Here is a 15654-nt window from a genome sequence, read left to right on the forward strand (position 1 = left end):
GATCCTCCTCGTCGCGTGTCGTGCCATCGGCGCGCGATTGTCCCGTGCGTCGATTCGTATCGTTGATGCGATTAAGCCCGAGCTGTCAGCGCAATGCATGCTCAAATAATATGCGGGGTAGACGGCCGCTGATGCGATGCAAAATCAGCGGCGCGCAGATTCGATCGTTTGCTGCGGTGCGGCTTGCAGAAATTGCCGGACCTGCTCGCTGTAGAATTTGGCGTTTCCGGTGGTGCCGTGGCCGCGCGTCTCGGTGCTTGCCGGGATGAGATACAGTTTGCCGTTCTTGACCCGTGTCATCGCAGCGTCCGTGATGCCGGTCTCGGGCGGGTTGCGCTCGTCATCGGCGGAATTGATCAGCAACAGCGACGCTTCGATGGCCTCCAGCTTCTCGCCGGCATTGTAGTCATGCGAAGACTCCCACTGGTAGACGAAGTCGTTGGCATCTGCGGTGATCGGCATGGCCAGCCGCTCGTCGACGATCTTGTCGGCCTTCGCCGCCGTCGGCGCCTGCGATTGATAGGCTAGCGTTCCACCGATGCTCGCGATGCCGTAGGCGGTGATGGCGTATTTCATCATGCGCGGCTGGCTGGTGTAATTGCCGCCATTGTAGTCGAGATCGCTGCGGATGGTGTCGAGCATGATCCGCCGCAGCATCCAGTTACGCGACGCCATCTCGGTCGGCTGCGAGGCCATCGGGATCAACGCGTCCATCGCCTTCGGATATTTCTCACCCCACAGCCAGGTGTGCATGCCGCCCATCGAATTGCCTATGACCAGCCGCAGGTGCTTGACCCCAAGCCCTTCCGTCACCAGGCGATACTGGGCCTCGACCATGTCGTCGTAATCGTATTTCGGGAAGCTCGTCTTCATCCCGTCAGAGGGTTTTGACGATTTGCCATGGCCGACATTGTCGGGAATGATGATGTAATATTTGGAGGCATCGAGTGGCTGCCCCGCGCCGAACAGCTCGCCGGCAAAGGCTGATGACAGCATGCTCGCGCCCGAGCCGCCGGTGCCGTGCAGCACCAGCACCGGCTGGCCGCTCGGCTCACCTACGGTGGTGTAGTGCAGCTTCAGCTCCGGCATGGTCTCGCCGGTGTGGAACTTGAAATCCCTGGCGATCCAGTCGCCCTGCTTCGGCGCCGGATAATCGGCCGCCCATGCGGATGCCGGGATGGCCGACAAACAAACGGACAACAGGATGGCTGACAGCGTCGCGCAAGAAGCTTTCATGTCGATTTTCCCCGTGCGGCTCTGGTCGGCGGCCGCGTTGCGGCGGAACTTAGCAGAACTGTCCGGAAGGATGTAGGATTTCGTTTTCGCCGATCGTCCTTGAGGGAAAGGTCAGGAGAGATTGCATGTGCCGCAACATCAAGACGCTGTTCAACTTCGAGCCGGAAGCGACGGAGGATGAGATCCACGCCAGCGCGCTCCAGTTCGTTCGAAAACTGTCCGGCTTCAACCGGCCGTCGCAGGCCAACGAGGCGGCGTTCGATCGTGCGGTGGCGGAGGTCTCGGAGGCTGCGCGAAAACTCCTGACGTCGCTGCACACCCATGCCCCGGCGCGCGATCGAGAGATCGAGGCGGAAAAGGCCAAGGAACGTTCGCGGCTGCGTTTCGGCTAGGCGGCCCGAACGTCGTTCCGTGACCTGGCTCACGGTGGCAACGGTCGCAACGCGCGATGATGTTCGCCGGGCTTTTGACACCCCGGAGCACGACCATGAGCCGCCCCCTTCTTCCGCTGAAAGCAGGTGCCATCGTCTTCACGCTGCTGTGGACCGCGTGGATGACGTGGTGGAGCGGTTCGTTCTCGAACGCGAGCGTCGTGATCCTGGCTTTGTGCGGCGCGGCAGTCGGCTATCTCTGGTACCGCGCCATGCGCTGGCAGTTCGAGCGCATGGGCATGCTGCCGCGACGCGAGAATGGGACGAAATAGAATCGTCCGTCAGTCCTTGTGGCCGTGCTTCTTCTTTTTCTTCTTTTTCCTGTGATCGCCTTCGCTGTCCTCGTCCTCGTCACCGAGGGGCAGGTCGTCGGTCTCCTGCACGGCGGCTTCCAGCGCCTCGCGCTCGGCGGCTTCACGCTCGCGCTGGCGGCGGCGCTCGTCCCATGCGTCGAACAGCTGATCGAGCCATGGCAGCACCTGCTCGATCGACGGCAATGGGCCGGGCGGACCGGCCTCGCCGCGCGGGCCTTGCGGCCCAGCCGGTCCTTGCGGTCCGACAGGTCCCTGTGCACCGGCCGCCCCGCGCGGTCCGGCTTCGCCCTGCTTGCCTTGCGGACCGGGCTTGCCCAGCGGTCCGGCTTTCCCGATAGGACCCGGCTTGCCCTGCGGACCCGGCTTGCCACGCGCGCCATCGGGCCCGCGCTTGCCCGGATGACCCTGCGGTCCCGGCCGCCCCGGTTCGCCCTGCCGTCCGCGCGGTCCCTGGGGGCCCTGCCGTTTTTGTTCGTCTGCCACGCCGCTGCTCCCTTGACCGGAAGCAAGCTAATTAGCGGTGTTTGACGACAGCGGCAATTCCGCCCGGGCTCGCGCTTGGGCCCGATCAACATCAATCGGCGGCACGTCACGCGCTAGTCGTGATAGGCCGGCACCTCGATGCCGGAGGCGGCGTAGAGCCTGATCTTGTTGCGCAGTGTGCGCACCGAGAGGCCGAGCACGCGCGAGGCCCGCGTGCGATTGCCGTCGCAGCGGGCGAGCGTCTGGAGCACGAGCTCGCGCTCGACCTCGTCGACGGTCGCGCCGATCAGCAGCGGAACGATCTGGTTCGGTGAGAGAAAATACGCGCCCGGTTCGGACGCAGCGACATGAACAGTGGTCATCGACACACTCCCCGATCAACGCCCGCTTCCATCTTTGGAAGCGGATCGAGAACAAACGACCCCCAAGCCGTAGATCTACGGTGGGCGGGTTTGGTTAACGAAAGGTTAACCGCGGGACGATCGCACGAATTGACCTTGGGAATGCCGCCGCACCGCCGCGATTGGCACGGACTGCATATCTCTGCGAGCATACTCCGACATACCGAGCGTGCATCTCCAGCTCACACCGTCCGGTATCCGCCATCCACCATCACGATCGTTCCTGTGACGTAGGCCGACATGTCCGATGCAAGGAAGATCGCTGGACCCACGATGTCCTCGGGCTTGCCGGTGCGCGCCAGCGGGGTGTGATCGACGAAGGCTTGCACCAGCGCCGGATTGGTCGCGCGCACATTGGCGTTGATGTTGGTCTCGATGAAGCCCGGCCCGATCGCATTGACGCGCACGCCCTCCTTGCCGAGTTCGACCGCGAGCGCCTTGGTGAAGCCGAGCACGCCGTGTTTCGAGGTGGTGTAGGCCGCCGAGCTCGGCGTGCGTAGGTGCACGAAGGACTGGATCGAGCCGATATTGACGATGCGGCCCTTCGCTGCGCGCAACGGGCTAAGGAACGCCTGCGTCATGTTGAAGACGCCGTTGAGGTTGAGCGAGATGATGTCGTTCCAGTCCTTCGCCACCGTCTCCGGCTCCGCGGTGAAGGCGTTGCGGCGGGTGATGCCGGCATTGTTGACGAGGATCGAGACCTGCCCGACCTTGTCGGCGACCTGCTTGGCGAGCGCAAAGCAGTCATCGCGCTTGGTCACGTCGAGCGCAAAGCTCTCGGCCTTGCCGCCGGACTTGCGGATCCCCTCGGCGGCTTCCGCGACCGTGTCGGCGTTGACGTCGAGCAGCACCACCTGCGCGCCCTCGCGGGCGTAGCCGGAAGCGATGGCCCGGCCGATGCCGGATCCGGCGCCCGTGATGACGGCGATGTGGTTCGCGAGCAACGCCATGACAATTTCCTCCCGATTTCGTTTCGAAGTTTCATGAAAGGCTAACTCGAAATTAAGGGGTCGGAAACGGCGGGCTTGGCATACTGATCTTGATTGCTAAACGTTGCACGCATGATGGAACGGCTTGAATCCTGGAAACTCGCACTCGAACGCCTGCGGTCGGCGGACGGCGCCGATTGGGCCGAGGCCGGACGGCTCGTGGCCGAGATCGCACGGATGAGCAGCGATACCATGCTGCGCCAGGCCGCCGAGCAGGCGCTTCCGGTGCTGCGCCAGGCCGTGGACAACGACGATCACAGCGTCACGCTGGCGGCCCGGCGCCGTCTCGGCGTGGTGCTCGATGTCGTTCACGATCTGACCGCGCCGCGCTTCGGCCGTCGCAATGCTGCGCCGAAGACACTGTCCAGCGAGGATCGCGCCCGCAAGGTGCTCGGCCTGCCGCTCGCGGTGCAGCTCACCTGCGAGGACATCAACCAGGCCTATCGCCGCGCCGCCAAGGGCATGCACCCCGACCGGGGCGGCAGCGCGCAAGCCTTCATCGACCTCGCCGCCGCGCGCGATGTCCTGATCCATCCCCGCGCCTACAAGGACGCGTGAGGACTCAGCTCTTGTTCACGCAGCTCGGATAGGGCGCGGCTTCGCCTGATACGATCGGGCAGAGCTCGATCGGGCTGAGCGCGCGCAAACGCGCCTGCCAGCGATCGTCGTTCACCGGCGGCTCATCGCTTTCGGGGCCGCGCTCGGCCCACTGGATCGTGTAATAGTCGGTCGTGCCCTTGAGCGTGACCAGGAGCGCTGTTTCGCTGTGCCGCGTAGGGCCGCTGTCGACGCGGCCGCAGCCGATCACGGCGACGAAACCTTCGAAGCGGCCGAACGTGCTGGCGCCGAGCGACCTTGCCGCAAAGCTGTCGGGGCAGGCGGATTTGAAACCACCTGTGATCGAGCCCGCGAATTTCTCCGGCGATGAACCTGGAGTGAGCGACATGCCCTTCTCGCCGGTCACGGTGATCATCTCGGTCCAGCGCTCGGGCGTCTCACCCTTCAGCACGGCCTCGCGGATGTAGTGGCCGCCCTTGGTGTTCTCGAACACCGCGGAAAAATTCGAAGGCATTGCGAAACTGACAAGCTGGCCGAACACCGGCGAGATCACGCGGAAGGATTGCGGGGCCTGTGCGTTCGCCGTTGCGGCGATCAGCAGCGATGCGGCCAGAACCGTTGCTTTCATCGGCGCGCGCATCGATGGGCTCCAAAGCCGCGAGGTGGAAAAACAAGCGGGCAAAAACAAGCGAGCAAGGATGCTGGCATCGCATCCTTGCCCGGACCTTGTCGTCCGCCGATCGAATTCTTACCAGGTGCAGTGGCCGTTCTTCAACGCGTGATCCTTCAGCGCGAGGGCGTCGACCAGGGTCGGCACGGTCGCGCTGACGCGGGAATAGTCGGAGGGCCACGGCGTGGTCGGGATGCTCTCGTCCCAGATCTGGCAGAAGCCGGTGTCCTGCCAGCGGATCAGGTGATAGCTGGCCTCGGCAGGGCTCGCGGCGACGAAGGCCGTAACGGCTAGGCCCGCAGCAGCGCACAGCACGGAAATACGACGCATGATCAGCTCCTCAAATGAAAGTTGTGATGCGCCTCCCGACAATGACGGGGAGGGGTGGTGCGGGACGCTTGGGGTGCGCCCCGGACAAAATGTGAGTAGGTCCGCCGACTGGCCAGGTTCAAAGCGCGTGCGCGGAAAATGCGCGATGTCGGTCGAAAAAACCAGCGGCGCGTCCAAAAAGAAAAGGGCGGACCGCTTGCGCGATCCGCCCCTTGAAATCCGGTCTGTCGCCTCACGCTTAGAGCGTGCAGCGGCGCTCCGCGCGCAGCTTGATCTGGAGCTCCGAGGCGGCCGTGAAGGTCGGCAGCGGCTTGCTGACGACCTTGTAGGTCGACACGCCCCACTGGAACGGCTTGTACTTCAGGTCCTCGTTCCAGACCTGGCAGATGCCGGTGTTGTCCCAGCGGATCACGTAATAGCCGACCGCCGCAGAGGCCGGCACGGCGAACACGGAGGTGGCGATGCCGGCAACGGCACAAAGGGCGAGAACGCGACGCATGAAATATCTCCTGATGGGGAAGGGTGACGCAAAATTCGTGCGGTAAAAGCAGGTCCTTTGCAAGCTAGGGAGCGGCAGTTCACGGATATGTCAGATGGCGTCGCGCACTTGGTTTGGCCGAGTGCCCGGCAAGTCACACGTGCAAGGCGTGGCTCACCTCGCCAGCGACGCCACCGCCTCGATCTCGATCAGCATCTTCGGATCGGGCAGCGCGTGGACCACGCAGGTGGTGCGGGCGGGGTAGGGCGGCGGGCCGAAGGCGCCGGCATAGAGCGCGTTCATGGCGGCCACGTCGGAGGCGCGGGTCAGCAGCACGTTGACCTTGACGAGATCGCGGATCTCGGCGCCGGCCTCCGCCAGCACGCGCTTGATATTGACGGCGACGTTGGCGAACTGCGCCTCGAAGCCGTCGGGCAGCGCGCCGCTCGCGTCGAAGCCGGGAATGCCGGAGACGAACAGGAGATCGCCGGCGCGCGTGGCAAAGGACAGCGGCGGCGCCTTGACGTGCGGCGGCGGCGCGAAATGCTGGATCGGCATGGATCACCTCGGATGGACGGCTGGAAGCGCAAGCGTAGCGGCAGGTCGGAGCGCCTCCAACAAAAAACGCGAAAACAACCCCATGCACAGTAGCCATCCAGCGGGAACCATTGATGTTTTTTTTGGCTTCGGGAAAAGCAAAATAATCGATTGCTCCGTCGGGCAAAACAGGGGCAGAATGGCATGATGGCAGTGGTGCCTGGTCGCGCCAAACTCCGCCGCCATGCCCCGGCTCGACCGGGGCATCCAGGACGCCGCGGCGTCTCGGTTCACCATCGCCCTCTCTGGAATACTGGATCGTCCGGTCAAGCCGGACGATGACAGTTGAGCCCGTTGCTACAGACCGCGACTCACGCCCACCCGATCATGTTGCCGCCGCGATGCATCGGATACATTCGCTGCGTCTGATTCGTTTCCCGCCTTAAGAATAGCCCCCGGAGACCCCCATGAAATTCGCATCCACCCTTCGCGCCGCGCTGGTCGGCATTGCCGCGCTGGCCGGCCTCTCGACCTCGGCGCTGGCCGACGGCGGCACCGTGGTGCTGACGATCTACAAGGCGGGCTGGATCATCGGCGGCTCCGGCGGCTCGGGCGTGATGAACTTCCGCGGCCGCGCCTATTCGCTCTCGACCGGCGGGCTCGACTACGGCCTCGTCTTCGGTGGCTCCAAGACCGTGCTGCGCGGCCGCGTCTCCAACATCAACCGGCCCTCCGACATCGCCGGCGTCTACGGCGCCGCCGGTGCCGGCATCGCGGTGGGCCGCGGCGCGCGCGCGATCGTGCTGACCAACCAGAAGGGCGCCGTGCTCGAGCTGTCCGGCACTCAGGTCGGCCTGATGGCGAATGCGGATCTGAGCGGGCTCGCGATCACGATGCGGTAGGGCGGCGATCAGCTCAATTCGTAGCCCGCATGAGCGACAGCGACATGCGGGTCAACCCTCAGCCCCGGATGTCGCTGTCGCTCATCCGGGCTACGTTCCCGTCACCGCCGCGTGAATCCGCTCGCAATGTGCGACGAGGTTTTCATGCGCATCGACAAACGCCTTCAGCGGCGTCGGGATCGGATAGTAATAGATATTCGCGATGAAGCCGTAGATGCCGGCATCGACGCTGGTAGGCCGCTCGCCGTGCACGAAGCCGGTCGCCGGCACGATCTCGGCCAGCACTTGCAGATCGGCGAGCCCCCGCGCGTAGGCCTGCTCGGGCGTGTAGCGGCCGATGCCCTGGTAGTGATAGCGCTGCGCGTTGTAGGTCTTGGCCTTCTCGAACCCTGCCGCATCGATCTGCGAATGTTGCGCGATGAAGGCGTCGCGGAACGCGGGATAGAAGCGCTCGTCCTTCCAGCGCGAATACGACATCACCCAATAGAGATCGTCGAGCATGCGCGTGACGAAATGGTTGGTGCGGCGCTGCTCCGGTGAAAGCCCCGCGTCGATAGTGAGGCGGTATTTCGTGATCGCGTGCGCGATGATGGTCTCGCTGTCGCCGATGGTCTCGCAATCATCCACGATATAGGGCAGCTGCCCGCGCGGCGCGGCGGAGGCATCGAACACGTGCTCATGCACGAACGGCACGCCGGCGAGTTTCAGGAGGGCATAGACCTTGAGGCCGTAGCCGTTGTTGTCGGCGACGCCGAACAGCTCTGGATAGGAGTAGAGGGTCAGCATGGGACGCTCCTCGCGCTGAAGTCGTATCGCCGCAGTGACGGGCTTGCAACAGTCCCGCGCTTTGTGCGCCGCCTCCTTCGATCGGAGGACGATTGCCATCGACCGTTCGCAGTATGGATGCGGGCTCGATATCCCTGCGGCGGACCAAGGCCCGACATGCGACATTCATCGACCCGCCGAACGACTGCCGTCCTGCGGTGTGGCACGGCACTTTTCGCCGGACTGGCTCTCGCAGCACCGGCGAAGGCCGCGGACATCGCGCCAAAACCGTACACGAAGGCGCCGCCGCTCGCGGCCTCGTCCTGGACCGGCTTCTACGCCGGGCTCGGCCTCGGCTTTCGATCGACCAGCGCCGATCTCACCACCACATCAGTGCTGCAAGACGGTGTTCCCCGTGACCTGACCGGAGCTGTGCTGACCCAGCCGTTCGACGGTCCCGGCTTTCGCGTCAATCCCTATGCCGGCTTCAACTGGCAGATGGCACCCAGCTGGGTCGTCGGCGTCGAAGGCGATGTCGGCTTCGGGGACAAGACCACGGCACTTCCCGGGTTTCGCGCCTCGCCCTGGGCCGGCTCGTCCACCTTTGGGGTCGACAGCGTTTCGGTCAAAGCCGGTTGGGACGCGAGCCTGCGCGGCCGCGCCGGCTATCTGCTGACGCCGGCGACGCTGGTCTATGCCACCGGCGGCCTCGCCTGGCAGCACTATGACGTCACCCTGATCTGCGTCAGCGCCAGCTGTGCCAGCAACGGCCTGGCCCCCAATGTTATCTCGAATTCCACGACCAGGACCGGCTGGACGTTAGGTGCTGGCATCGAGACCGCGCTGTGGGGCAACTGGCTCGTGCGCGCCGAATATCGCTACGCCGATTTCGGCGCCGCGCCGTTCAACTTCACGCGCACGGCGACCGCAGGCCCGGCGCTCACGATCGACAATTTCGATGCGAGCCTGCGGACCCACACCGCAAGCGTCGGCCTCGCCTGGAAGTTCGGCGAGCCCGTCATCGGCGGCCGTTCGCATCCGCTGGCCGCGCAGGCCGCGATCCTGCCGTCCTGGACCGGCGCCTATGTGGGCCTGGGTCTAGGTGCGCGCGCCACGCGCACCGATCTCATCACGGCGTCGGAATCGCGTGCCGGCTTCCCCGAGGATCTGACGCGTCGCGCCACCATTCGCCCGATGGACAACACCGCGTTCCGCGCCAACCCCTATGCCGGCTATCTCTGGCAGTTCGCCCCGCAATGGGCCGCGGGCGTCGAAGGCGATTTTGGTTTTGCCGACAGCACCACCACGCGCGAAGGCTTCACCACCATATCGCTCGCCGACTCCCAGTCGCGCGGCGAGAGCTTGACGATTCGCACCAAATGGGACGCCAGCCTGCGGGGCCGGCTCGGCTATCTCGTGACACCGCAGACGCTGCTCTACGCGACCGGAGGCGTGGCCTGGCAGAATGTTCAGCTGACCTCGAACTGCGTCAGTCTCGCCTGCGACTTTTTCGGGTTGACGCCGGCGATCATCACGGGGTCGGCCACAAAAGCAGGGTGGACGGCCGGCGGCGGCATCGAAACCGCGCTCTTCGGCCACTGGCTGGCGCGCGCCGAATACCGTTATGCCGACTACGGCAGTTCGTCCTTCACCGTCGCGAGATCCGCCACCGACGCCGGGCGCAATCCGTCCGCCAGCACCTACGACGTCGCGATGCGGACGCATCTGGCCGCGTTCGGGGTGACGTACCGGTTTGATTGAGGGGAGCGAGTGCCGCTTGCTGCGATCCCGCGGCGCTGGTTTGTCCCCGACAACGCCGCCCGAAATCGCTACACTCTGCATCCTGGTGACGTCAGCAGGATGGTGACCCCATGGCGAGAGACTTGGAAGGCAAGGTTGCGGCCGTGACCGGGGCCGCGTCGGGCATCGGATTGGCCAGCACCGAGGCGATGCTGGCCGCGGGCGCGCACGTGGTGATGGTCGATCGCGACGAGGCCGCGCTCAAGGTGCTCTGCGACAAGCACGGCGACGCCGTGATCCCGCTGCTCGTCGACCTGCTCGACCCGAAAGACTGCGCGACGCTGCTGCCGCGCGTTCTGGAGCAGGCCGGCCGGCTCGACATCCTGCATGCGAATGCGGGGACGTATGTCGGTGGCGATCTGGTCGATGCCGACACCACGGCGATCGACCGGATGCTGAACCTGAATGTCAACGTCGTGATGAAAAACGTGCACGACGTGCTGCCGCACATGATCGCGCGCGGGACCGGCGACATCATCGTCACGAGTTCGCTGGCGGCGCATTTTCCGACACCGTGGGAGCCGGTCTATGCGTCGTCGAAATGGGCGATCAACTGCTTCGTCCAGACGGTGCGGCGCCAGGTCTTCAAGCACGGCATCCGCGTCGGCTCGATCTCGCCCGGCCCGGTCGTCAGCGCGCTGCTCGCGGACTGGCCGCCGGAGAAGCTGAAGGAAGCCAGGGACTCCGGAAGCCTGCTGGAAGCCAGCGACGTGGCCGACGTGGTGATGTTCATGCTGACGCGGCCGCGCGGCATGACAATTCGCGACGTGGTGATGCTGCCGACCAATTTCGATCTCTAGGGCGCTGACCGATCCTGCGAATCCTTCGATGCGGCGGTGAAAACCGCCAATTGCACCTCGAAGGCCCGCCTGAAGGCCGGCCGCGCTTCGCCGCGGGCGACATAGGCGGCGATATCCGGATATTCGTCCAGCAGGCCCGATGCGTTCAACCGGCGCAGCACCGTCACCATCATGAGGTCGCCGGCGCTGAACGCGCCCTCGAGCCAGTCGGCATCACCGATGCGGCGGGATAATTCGCCGAGCCTGACACGGACGCGATCCTGTAGCATCGGCAGCCGCTCCGCGTACCAGCTCTTGTCCCGCTCGAACAGCATGGCCATCCCCAGCTCGACGATCGGCGGCTCCAGCGTGCTCAGCGCGGCAAACATCCATGTGATCGCGCGGCTCCTGGCGTTTGCCTCAAGCGGCAGCAGTCCGGCATGGCGCTCGGCGATATGGAGCACGATCGCGCCGGACTCAAACAGGGTGAGACCGCCGTCCTCGTAGGTGGGAATTTGGCCGAACGGATGCAGCGCGAGATGTGCCGGCGCCTTCATGTCCTCGAACGAAACCAGACGCACGTCGTAAGGCTGGCCCACCTCTTCGAGCGCCCAGCGCACCCGCATGTCGCGCGCTTGTCCGCGGCCGCGGTCGGGTGAGTTTGCGAAGGCGGTGATGGTGGGAGGCATGGGAGAGCTCCATTCGTCGTCATTGCGAGCGCAGCGAAGCAATCCAGACCGCCGCCGCTGAGATAGTCTGGATTGCTTCGTCGCAAGGGCTCCTCGCAATGACGGGGTTTGTGGCAGCGCAGCCCTCACAGGTCACGATGCCAGCGAGGTGTTCGGTTCAGCGCTTTGCGTCCAGAGGACGAACGACCGGCGCGGATTCCGACAGGCTATCTCGTTTTTTGCTGGCGCGCTGTCGGGGTTGAAAAATTCCACGTCCCATGTCGGAACGTCCCTCGCAGCCTCGTCCTTGGAACACCGGGCGCCCCGCCGCGCGCCCACCCGAGGCAAAAGGATATCCGTTCATGACCTCCATCACGCCGTTTCTCTGGTTCGACAACAATGTCCCGGAGGCCGTGGCCTTCTACAAATCGGTGTTCCCCAACGCCAAGGTCGAGACGGTCAGCGACTTCATGGCGGTGTTCGAGCTCGAGGGCCAGCGCTTCAATGCGCTCAACGGGGGCCCGCAATACAAGTTCAACGAAGCGGTGTCGTTCTTCATCAGCGTGGAGACGCAGCCGGAAGTCGATTATTTCTGGGACAGGCTCACCGCCGACGGCGGCGAGGAATCCCGCTGCGGCTGGCTCAAGGACAGGTTCGGCCTGTCCTGGCAGGTGATCCCGTCAGTGCTCGGCCGCTACCTCGGCGACTCTGATCGGACCAAGGCCAACCGTGTCATGCAGGCGATGATGCAGATGAGGAAGATCGTGATTGCGGATCTGGACAAGGCATATGCGGGGTGAACTTGTCGCGGGATGCGTTGCCAAATCGGCAGTGTCGTCCCGGCGAAGGCCGGGACCCATACCGCGGAATCCATCGATTACGAATGGTCGCTGTACCGGACCTCGAGTCTCCGCCAAACCACTCCCTGGGGTTATGGGTCCCGGCCTTCGCCGGGACGACGCCTGAGGGTGGAGCGCTATCGCAAATTCACGCTACGCCGCGATCCACTTCGCCAGCTCCCGCCACGGCTCCAGCGTCCAATGCCCGGACGCCGCGCCGGACGGCGAGGGCAGCACGAACACCTCGGGCAAACTCTCATCGCGCGGCTGCCGCCCCAGCGCAATCACGCGCGACGGCCTGCCATAAAACAAGCTCGCCGCCTTCTTGCTCGTGAACGCAATCGTCCCCGGCCGATACTTTTCCATCTGGGCACTGAAGCCGGGCACGTCGATCGTCTCCGCCGCGATCTGGTGATCCATCCCGGCGCCCGATTTGGAGAGATCGGTGAATCCGATCCCGAGCTCGATCAGCGCCGCAAACTCGCCCGGCTGATAGCGCCGCGGCGTGATGCCGGCCTCATGGATCGCGCGCCAGAAGCGGTTGCCGGGATGGGCGTAGTAATGCCCGAGCTCGGCCGAGCGCGCGCTGGCCGCGGTGCCGACGAAGACGAGGCGAAGATTGGGGCGGAGCTGGTCGGGGAGGCGGTGGAGGGATGTATCGGGCACGTCAATTATCCGCAGCTGTAGCCCGCATGAGCGGAGCGATATGCGGGACGGCAAGGACCCGGATGTCGCTGCGCTCATCCGGGCTACGCCAGCTTTCCGAACAGAGCAGTATGGACAGATCCCGTTTCCGTGTTCTGCATGCCGACATATAAGATGGTTTCGTCATCTGGAAATTTAATTAGGTGATTGTTCAAGAGGCGGATCAACCTTTCTCGCCATGAAGGAAATAAGCTCTCAAGCTCACCCAGTGACTGTGCTTCTCGATATGGATTGCTCGCATGCATCAACGCCCCAATCTTGCCATGTGCTTCGATAAGTTCATCAAGCGTTAGGAAGCCAAGAGCGATCGGCTTCCATTCGTCCTTCGCAGTTTCGTTCGCGGATGGTACTCGATCGATTGGGGTCGGAAAGAATCCGGGGTTCTTATTTTTTACGATAGCGACGATCTTGGTCACTTGCCATTCTTTGGCTAGCTTGCGTGCGATTCCTTCAAACAAATGTTGATGAGACGCCAGTGATGCCAGAATTACTAATTCAAATATTTTTCGGAATTGAAGAGCTACGAATTCGGTGTTCGTATATTTGAACGACGTTGTTTTTCTTTCATACAATATCTCGTCTATCGCGATCTGCCTGCGCTTAATCTCCTCCATGCATCGAGCGTAGTTTGCATAGTCAGGTTGGCCAGCCATTCTGCCGCCTCCAATTCAAAGGCCGGGCTTTCGCCCGGCCCTTGTTTCGATCAAGGCTCGTGAATTCTCTCACAACACCCGATTGCTCTCCTTCACCTTCTCCGCATCCAGATACAAGTTCTCGCCCATCTCCTTGAACTTCGCGCTCATCTTGGCCATGCCGTCCTCGGCCGTCCCGCTCATCGACATGCCCACGCTGTTCGGATCATTCAGCGTCGCCGCATAGTCCCGCACGTCCTGCGTGATCTTCATCGAGCAGAATTTTGGGCCGCACATCGAGCAGAAATGCGCGACCTTGTGGGCTTCCTTCGGCAGGGTCTCGTCGTGGAAGTTTTTCGCGGTCTCGGGGTCGAGGCCGAGGTTGAACTGGTCGCTCCAGCGGAAGTCGAACCTCGCGCGGGAGAGTGCGTCGTCGCGCAGCTGGGCGGCCGGGTGACCCTTGGCGAGATCGCTCGCATGGGCGGCGATCTTGTAGGTGATGACGCCGACCTTGACATCGTTGCGGTCGGGCAGGCCGAGATGCTCCTTCGGCGTGACGTAGCAGAGCATGGCGCAGCCGAACCAGCCGATCATGGCCGCACCGATGCCCGAGGTGATGTGGTCGTAGCCCGGCGCGATGTCGGTGGTCAGGGGCCCGAGGGTGTAGAACGGCGCCTCGCCGCACTCCTTGAGCTGCTTGTCCATGTTGATCTTGATCTTGTGCATCGGCACGTGGCCGGGGCCCTCGATCATGACCTGGCAACCCTTGTCCCACGCGACCTTCGTGAGTTCTCCGAGCGTCTCCAGCTCGGCGAACTGCGCGCGGTCGTTCGCGTCCGCGATCGAACCCGGGCGCAGGCCGTCGCCGAGCGAGAACGAGACGTCATACTTGCGCATGAGGTCGCAGATCTCGTCGAAATGGGTGTAGAGGAAGCTTTCCTTGTGATGCGCCAGGCACCACTTCGCCATGATCGAGCCGCCGCGTGACACGATGCCGGTGACGCGGTTGGCGGTGAGATGGATGTATTGCAGCCGCACGCCGGCGTGGATGGTGAAATAGTCGACGCCCTGCTCGCACTGCTCGATCAGCGTGTCCTTGTAGAGCTCCCAGGTCAGCTTGACCGGATCGCCGTCGCACTTCTCCAGCGCCTGATAAATCGGAACGGTGCCGATCGGCACCGGCGCGTTGCGCAAAATCCATTCGCGGGTGGTGTGGATGTTGCGGCCGGTGGAGAGGTCCATCACGGTGTCGGCGCCCCAGCGGATCGCCCACACCATCTTCTCGACCTCTTCCTCGACCGATGACGTCACCGCCGAGTTGCCGATATTGGCGTTGATCTTGGTCAGGAAGTTGCGGCCGATGATCATCGGCTCGAGCTCGGCATGGTTGATGTTGCAGGGAATGATGGCGCGGCCGCGCGCGATTTCGCTGCGCACGAACTCCGGGGTGATGAAGGCGGGGACTTCGGCGCCAAAGCTTTCGCCGTCGGCAAGCGCTGCTTCGGCGCGTTCGAGCTGCTCCTTGCGGCCGAGATTTTCGCGCGCGGCGACGTAGATCATCTCCTTGGTGATGATGCCGGCGCGGGCGAATTCGAGCTGCGTGATCTTGTGGCCGTCGAGGCCGCGCAGCGGCTGGTGATAAGCCGAGAAGGCGCGCGCGGCCTTGTCGGTGGAGACGCTGCCATTGTCCTCCGGCTTGATCTGCCGGCCCTGATATTCCTCGACGCCGCCGCGCTCCAGCACCCAGGCCTTGCGGCCGCGTGCGAGGCCGGCGTTGACGTCGATGGTCACGCTCGGGTCGGTGTAGGGACCGGAGGTGTCGTACACCGGCAGGTTCGGCTCGCCGGCGCCTTCGGACAGGATGATCTCGCGCAAGGGCACGCGGAGATCAGGCGCGGCGTCGGGCGAGGCGAAGATTTTTCGCGACGAGGGCAGCGGGCCGGTGGTGACGGCGGGGACGGTCTTGTCGGGATTGGAGCGGATGTTCATGGGATCCTCCGTTGAATATGGTTTTGCGTCGTCGCGTGCTGTTCGTCATCCTGAGGTGCGAGCACTTGCAAGCCTCGAAGGATGGAGCCGGGCCGTCGCCCTTCGAGGGCCGCTGAAGAGGCGGCCACCTCCAGCGACAACGGCTTCG

20 protein-coding genes are annotated in these 15654 nt (G+C 64.0%); 7 read left to right on the plus strand and 13 right to left on the minus strand.

The window, feature by feature from the left end:
• Positions 1-144: 144 nt before the first annotated feature.
• Complete coding sequence (locus C7G41_RS26495; RefSeq protein ID WP_106945281.1) at positions 145-1236, minus strand: alpha/beta fold hydrolase; 1092 nt, start codon at positions 1234-1236, stop codon at positions 145-147.
• A 125-nt stretch (positions 1237-1361) separates the two neighbouring features.
• Between C7G41_RS26495 and C7G41_RS26500 the strand changes: the two genes are divergently transcribed.
• Complete coding sequence (locus C7G41_RS26500; protein WP_106945282.1) at positions 1362-1628, plus strand: DUF2277 domain-containing protein; 267 nt, start codon at positions 1362-1364, stop codon at positions 1626-1628.
• 95 nt (positions 1629-1723) lie between these two features.
• Entirely contained in the window at positions 1724-1939 is a 216-nt protein-coding gene (locus C7G41_RS26505) for a hypothetical protein (RefSeq protein ID WP_106945392.1), read from the plus strand.
• 9 nt (positions 1940-1948) lie between these two features.
• Here the strand turns inward: C7G41_RS26505 and C7G41_RS26510 are convergent, their stop codons facing one another.
• The 3 genes from C7G41_RS26510 to C7G41_RS26520 all read right to left on the minus strand — a co-directional run bounded on the left by C7G41_RS26510 (position 1949) and on the right by C7G41_RS26520 (position 3815).
• A complete protein-coding gene (locus C7G41_RS26510; protein ID WP_106945283.1) occupies positions 1949-2464 on the minus strand; it encodes a collagen-like protein in 516 nt (171 codons plus the stop codon).
• A gap of 113 nt (positions 2465-2577) precedes the next feature.
• The gene (locus C7G41_RS26515; RefSeq protein WP_027519697.1) at positions 2578-2826 is read right to left on the minus strand and encodes a helix-turn-helix domain-containing protein; all 249 of its coding nucleotides are present in this window, start codon (positions 2824-2826) and stop codon (positions 2578-2580) included.
• Positions 2827-3047: 221 nt separating this feature from the next.
• A complete protein-coding gene (locus C7G41_RS26520; protein ID WP_106945284.1) occupies positions 3048-3815 on the minus strand; it encodes an SDR family NAD(P)-dependent oxidoreductase in 768 nt (255 codons plus the stop codon).
• A 111-nt stretch (positions 3816-3926) separates the two neighbouring features.
• On the opposite strand from C7G41_RS26520, the gene C7G41_RS26525 reads away from it, so the two are divergent.
• The gene (locus C7G41_RS26525) at positions 3927-4412 is read left to right on the plus strand and encodes a molecular chaperone DnaJ (protein WP_106945285.1); all 486 of its coding nucleotides are present in this window, start codon (positions 3927-3929) and stop codon (positions 4410-4412) included.
• Between the two features lie 4 nt (positions 4413-4416).
• Here the strand turns inward: C7G41_RS26525 and C7G41_RS26530 are convergent, their stop codons facing one another.
• From C7G41_RS26530 to C7G41_RS26545, 4 genes are all read right to left on the minus strand, one after another.
• Entirely contained in the window at positions 4417-5052 is a 636-nt protein-coding gene (locus C7G41_RS26530; protein ID WP_106945286.1) for a hypothetical protein, read from the minus strand.
• Positions 5053-5160: 108 nt separating this feature from the next.
• Positions 5161-5412, minus strand: a complete 252-nt coding sequence (locus tag C7G41_RS26535) for a hypothetical protein (RefSeq protein WP_106945287.1) — start codon at positions 5410-5412, stop codon at positions 5161-5163.
• A gap of 238 nt (positions 5413-5650) precedes the next feature.
• On the minus strand, positions 5651-5911 hold the full coding sequence (locus C7G41_RS26540) for a hypothetical protein (protein WP_007613673.1): 261 nt from the start codon (positions 5909-5911) through the stop codon (positions 5651-5653).
• Between the two features lie 153 nt (positions 5912-6064).
• Positions 6065-6448, minus strand: coding sequence for a RidA family protein (locus tag C7G41_RS26545; RefSeq protein ID WP_106945288.1), 384 nt, complete (start codon positions 6446-6448; stop codon positions 6065-6067).
• Between the two features lie 446 nt (positions 6449-6894).
• Here C7G41_RS26545 and C7G41_RS26550 point away from each other — a divergent pair, with 446 nt between their 5' ends.
• Positions 6895-7329: a hypothetical protein gene (locus tag C7G41_RS26550; RefSeq protein ID WP_106945289.1), complete on the plus strand. Its 435-nt coding sequence runs from the start codon at positions 6895-6897 to the stop codon at positions 7327-7329.
• 90 nt (positions 7330-7419) lie between these two features.
• Here the strand turns inward: C7G41_RS26550 and C7G41_RS26555 are convergent, their stop codons facing one another.
• A complete protein-coding gene (locus tag C7G41_RS26555; protein ID WP_106945393.1) occupies positions 7420-8115 on the minus strand; it encodes a glutathione S-transferase family protein in 696 nt (231 codons plus the stop codon).
• Between the two features lie 156 nt (positions 8116-8271).
• Here C7G41_RS26555 and C7G41_RS26560 point away from each other — a divergent pair, with 156 nt between their 5' ends.
• Complete coding sequence (locus C7G41_RS26560) at positions 8272-9855, plus strand: outer membrane protein (protein WP_106945290.1); 1584 nt, start codon at positions 8272-8274, stop codon at positions 9853-9855.
• Between the two features lie 110 nt (positions 9856-9965).
• Positions 9966-10694 carry an SDR family oxidoreductase gene (locus C7G41_RS26565; RefSeq protein ID WP_106945291.1) on the plus strand — a complete coding sequence of 243 codons (729 nt, stop codon included), beginning with the start codon at positions 9966-9968 and terminating at the stop codon, positions 10692-10694.
• Here C7G41_RS26565 and C7G41_RS26570 read toward each other — a convergent pair.
• Positions 10691-11362: a glutathione S-transferase family protein gene (locus C7G41_RS26570; protein WP_106945292.1), complete on the minus strand. Its 672-nt coding sequence runs from the start codon at positions 11360-11362 to the stop codon at positions 10691-10693. The two genes, C7G41_RS26565 and C7G41_RS26570, sit on opposite strands and share 4 nt — an antisense overlap.
• 341 nt (positions 11363-11703) lie before the next feature.
• On the opposite strand from C7G41_RS26570, the gene C7G41_RS26575 reads away from it, so the two are divergent.
• Positions 11704-12141 (plus strand): VOC family protein, encoded by a 438-nt coding sequence (locus C7G41_RS26575; protein ID WP_106945293.1) that lies wholly within the window; start codon positions 11704-11706, stop codon positions 12139-12141.
• 192 nt (positions 12142-12333) lie between these two features.
• Here the strand turns inward: C7G41_RS26575 and C7G41_RS26580 are convergent, their stop codons facing one another.
• The 3 genes from C7G41_RS26580 to thiC all read right to left on the minus strand — a co-directional run bounded on the left by C7G41_RS26580 (position 12334) and on the right by thiC (position 15506).
• The gene (locus C7G41_RS26580; RefSeq protein ID WP_199198617.1) at positions 12334-12846 is read right to left on the minus strand and encodes a mismatch-specific DNA-glycosylase; all 513 of its coding nucleotides are present in this window, start codon (positions 12844-12846) and stop codon (positions 12334-12336) included.
• Between the two features lie 83 nt (positions 12847-12929).
• Positions 12930-13538, minus strand: coding sequence for a hypothetical protein (locus C7G41_RS26585; protein ID WP_146159801.1), 609 nt, complete (start codon positions 13536-13538; stop codon positions 12930-12932).
• Between the two features lie 69 nt (positions 13539-13607).
• Complete coding sequence (gene thiC, locus C7G41_RS26590) at positions 13608-15506, minus strand: phosphomethylpyrimidine synthase ThiC (protein ID WP_106945295.1); 1899 nt, start codon at positions 15504-15506, stop codon at positions 13608-13610.
• Positions 15507-15654: the final 148 nt, after the last annotated feature.

The sequence above is a fragment of the Bradyrhizobium sp. MOS002 genome, assembly GCF_003020115.1.
GTDB lineage: Bacteria > Pseudomonadota > Alphaproteobacteria > Rhizobiales > Xanthobacteraceae > Bradyrhizobium.

What these genes read in the sequence shown, in the direction of transcription:
- C7G41_RS26495 (WP_106945281.1), bottom strand. Translation starts at nt 1,236, where the DNA reads ATGAAAGCTTCTTGCGCGACGCTGTCAGCCATCCTGTTGTCCGTTTGT.
- C7G41_RS26500 (WP_106945282.1), top strand. Translation starts at nt 1,362, where the DNA reads ATGTGCCGCAACATCAAGACGCTGTTCAACTTCGAGCCGGAAGCGACG.
- C7G41_RS26505 (WP_106945392.1), top strand. Translation starts at nt 1,724, where the DNA reads ATGAGCCGCCCCCTTCTTCCGCTGAAAGCAGGTGCCATCGTCTTCACG.
- C7G41_RS26515 (WP_027519697.1), bottom strand. Translation starts at nt 2,826, where the DNA reads ATGACCACTGTTCATGTCGCTGCGTCCGAACCGGGCGCGTATTTTCTC.
- C7G41_RS26520 (WP_106945284.1), bottom strand. Translation starts at nt 3,815, where the DNA reads ATGGCGTTGCTCGCGAACCACATCGCCGTCATCACGGGCGCCGGATCC.
- C7G41_RS26525 (WP_106945285.1), top strand. Translation starts at nt 3,927, where the DNA reads ATGATGGAACGGCTTGAATCCTGGAAACTCGCACTCGAACGCCTGCGG.
- C7G41_RS26530 (WP_106945286.1), bottom strand. Translation starts at nt 5,052, where the DNA reads ATGCGCGCGCCGATGAAAGCAACGGTTCTGGCCGCATCGCTGCTGATC.
- C7G41_RS26535 (WP_106945287.1), bottom strand. Translation starts at nt 5,412, where the DNA reads ATGCGTCGTATTTCCGTGCTGTGCGCTGCTGCGGGCCTAGCCGTTACG.
- C7G41_RS26540 (WP_007613673.1), bottom strand. Translation starts at nt 5,911, where the DNA reads ATGCGTCGCGTTCTCGCCCTTTGTGCCGTTGCCGGCATCGCCACCTCC.
- C7G41_RS26545 (WP_106945288.1), bottom strand. Translation starts at nt 6,448, where the DNA reads ATGCCGATCCAGCATTTCGCGCCGCCGCCGCACGTCAAGGCGCCGCCG.
- C7G41_RS26550 (WP_106945289.1), top strand. Translation starts at nt 6,895, where the DNA reads ATGAAATTCGCATCCACCCTTCGCGCCGCGCTGGTCGGCATTGCCGCG.
- C7G41_RS26555 (WP_106945393.1), bottom strand. Translation starts at nt 8,115, where the DNA reads ATGCTGACCCTCTACTCCTATCCAGAGCTGTTCGGCGTCGCCGACAAC.
- C7G41_RS26560 (WP_106945290.1), top strand. Translation starts at nt 8,272, where the DNA reads ATGCGACATTCATCGACCCGCCGAACGACTGCCGTCCTGCGGTGTGGC.
- C7G41_RS26565 (WP_106945291.1), top strand. Translation starts at nt 9,966, where the DNA reads ATGGCGAGAGACTTGGAAGGCAAGGTTGCGGCCGTGACCGGGGCCGCG.
- C7G41_RS26570 (WP_106945292.1), bottom strand. Translation starts at nt 11,362, where the DNA reads ATGCCTCCCACCATCACCGCCTTCGCAAACTCACCCGACCGCGGCCGC.
- C7G41_RS26575 (WP_106945293.1), top strand. Translation starts at nt 11,704, where the DNA reads ATGACCTCCATCACGCCGTTTCTCTGGTTCGACAACAATGTCCCGGAG.
- C7G41_RS26585 (WP_146159801.1), bottom strand. Translation starts at nt 13,538, where the DNA reads ATGGCTGGCCAACCTGACTATGCAAACTACGCTCGATGCATGGAGGAG.
- thiC (WP_106945295.1), bottom strand. Translation starts at nt 15,506, where the DNA reads ATGAACATCCGCTCCAATCCCGACAAGACCGTCCCCGCCGTCACCACC.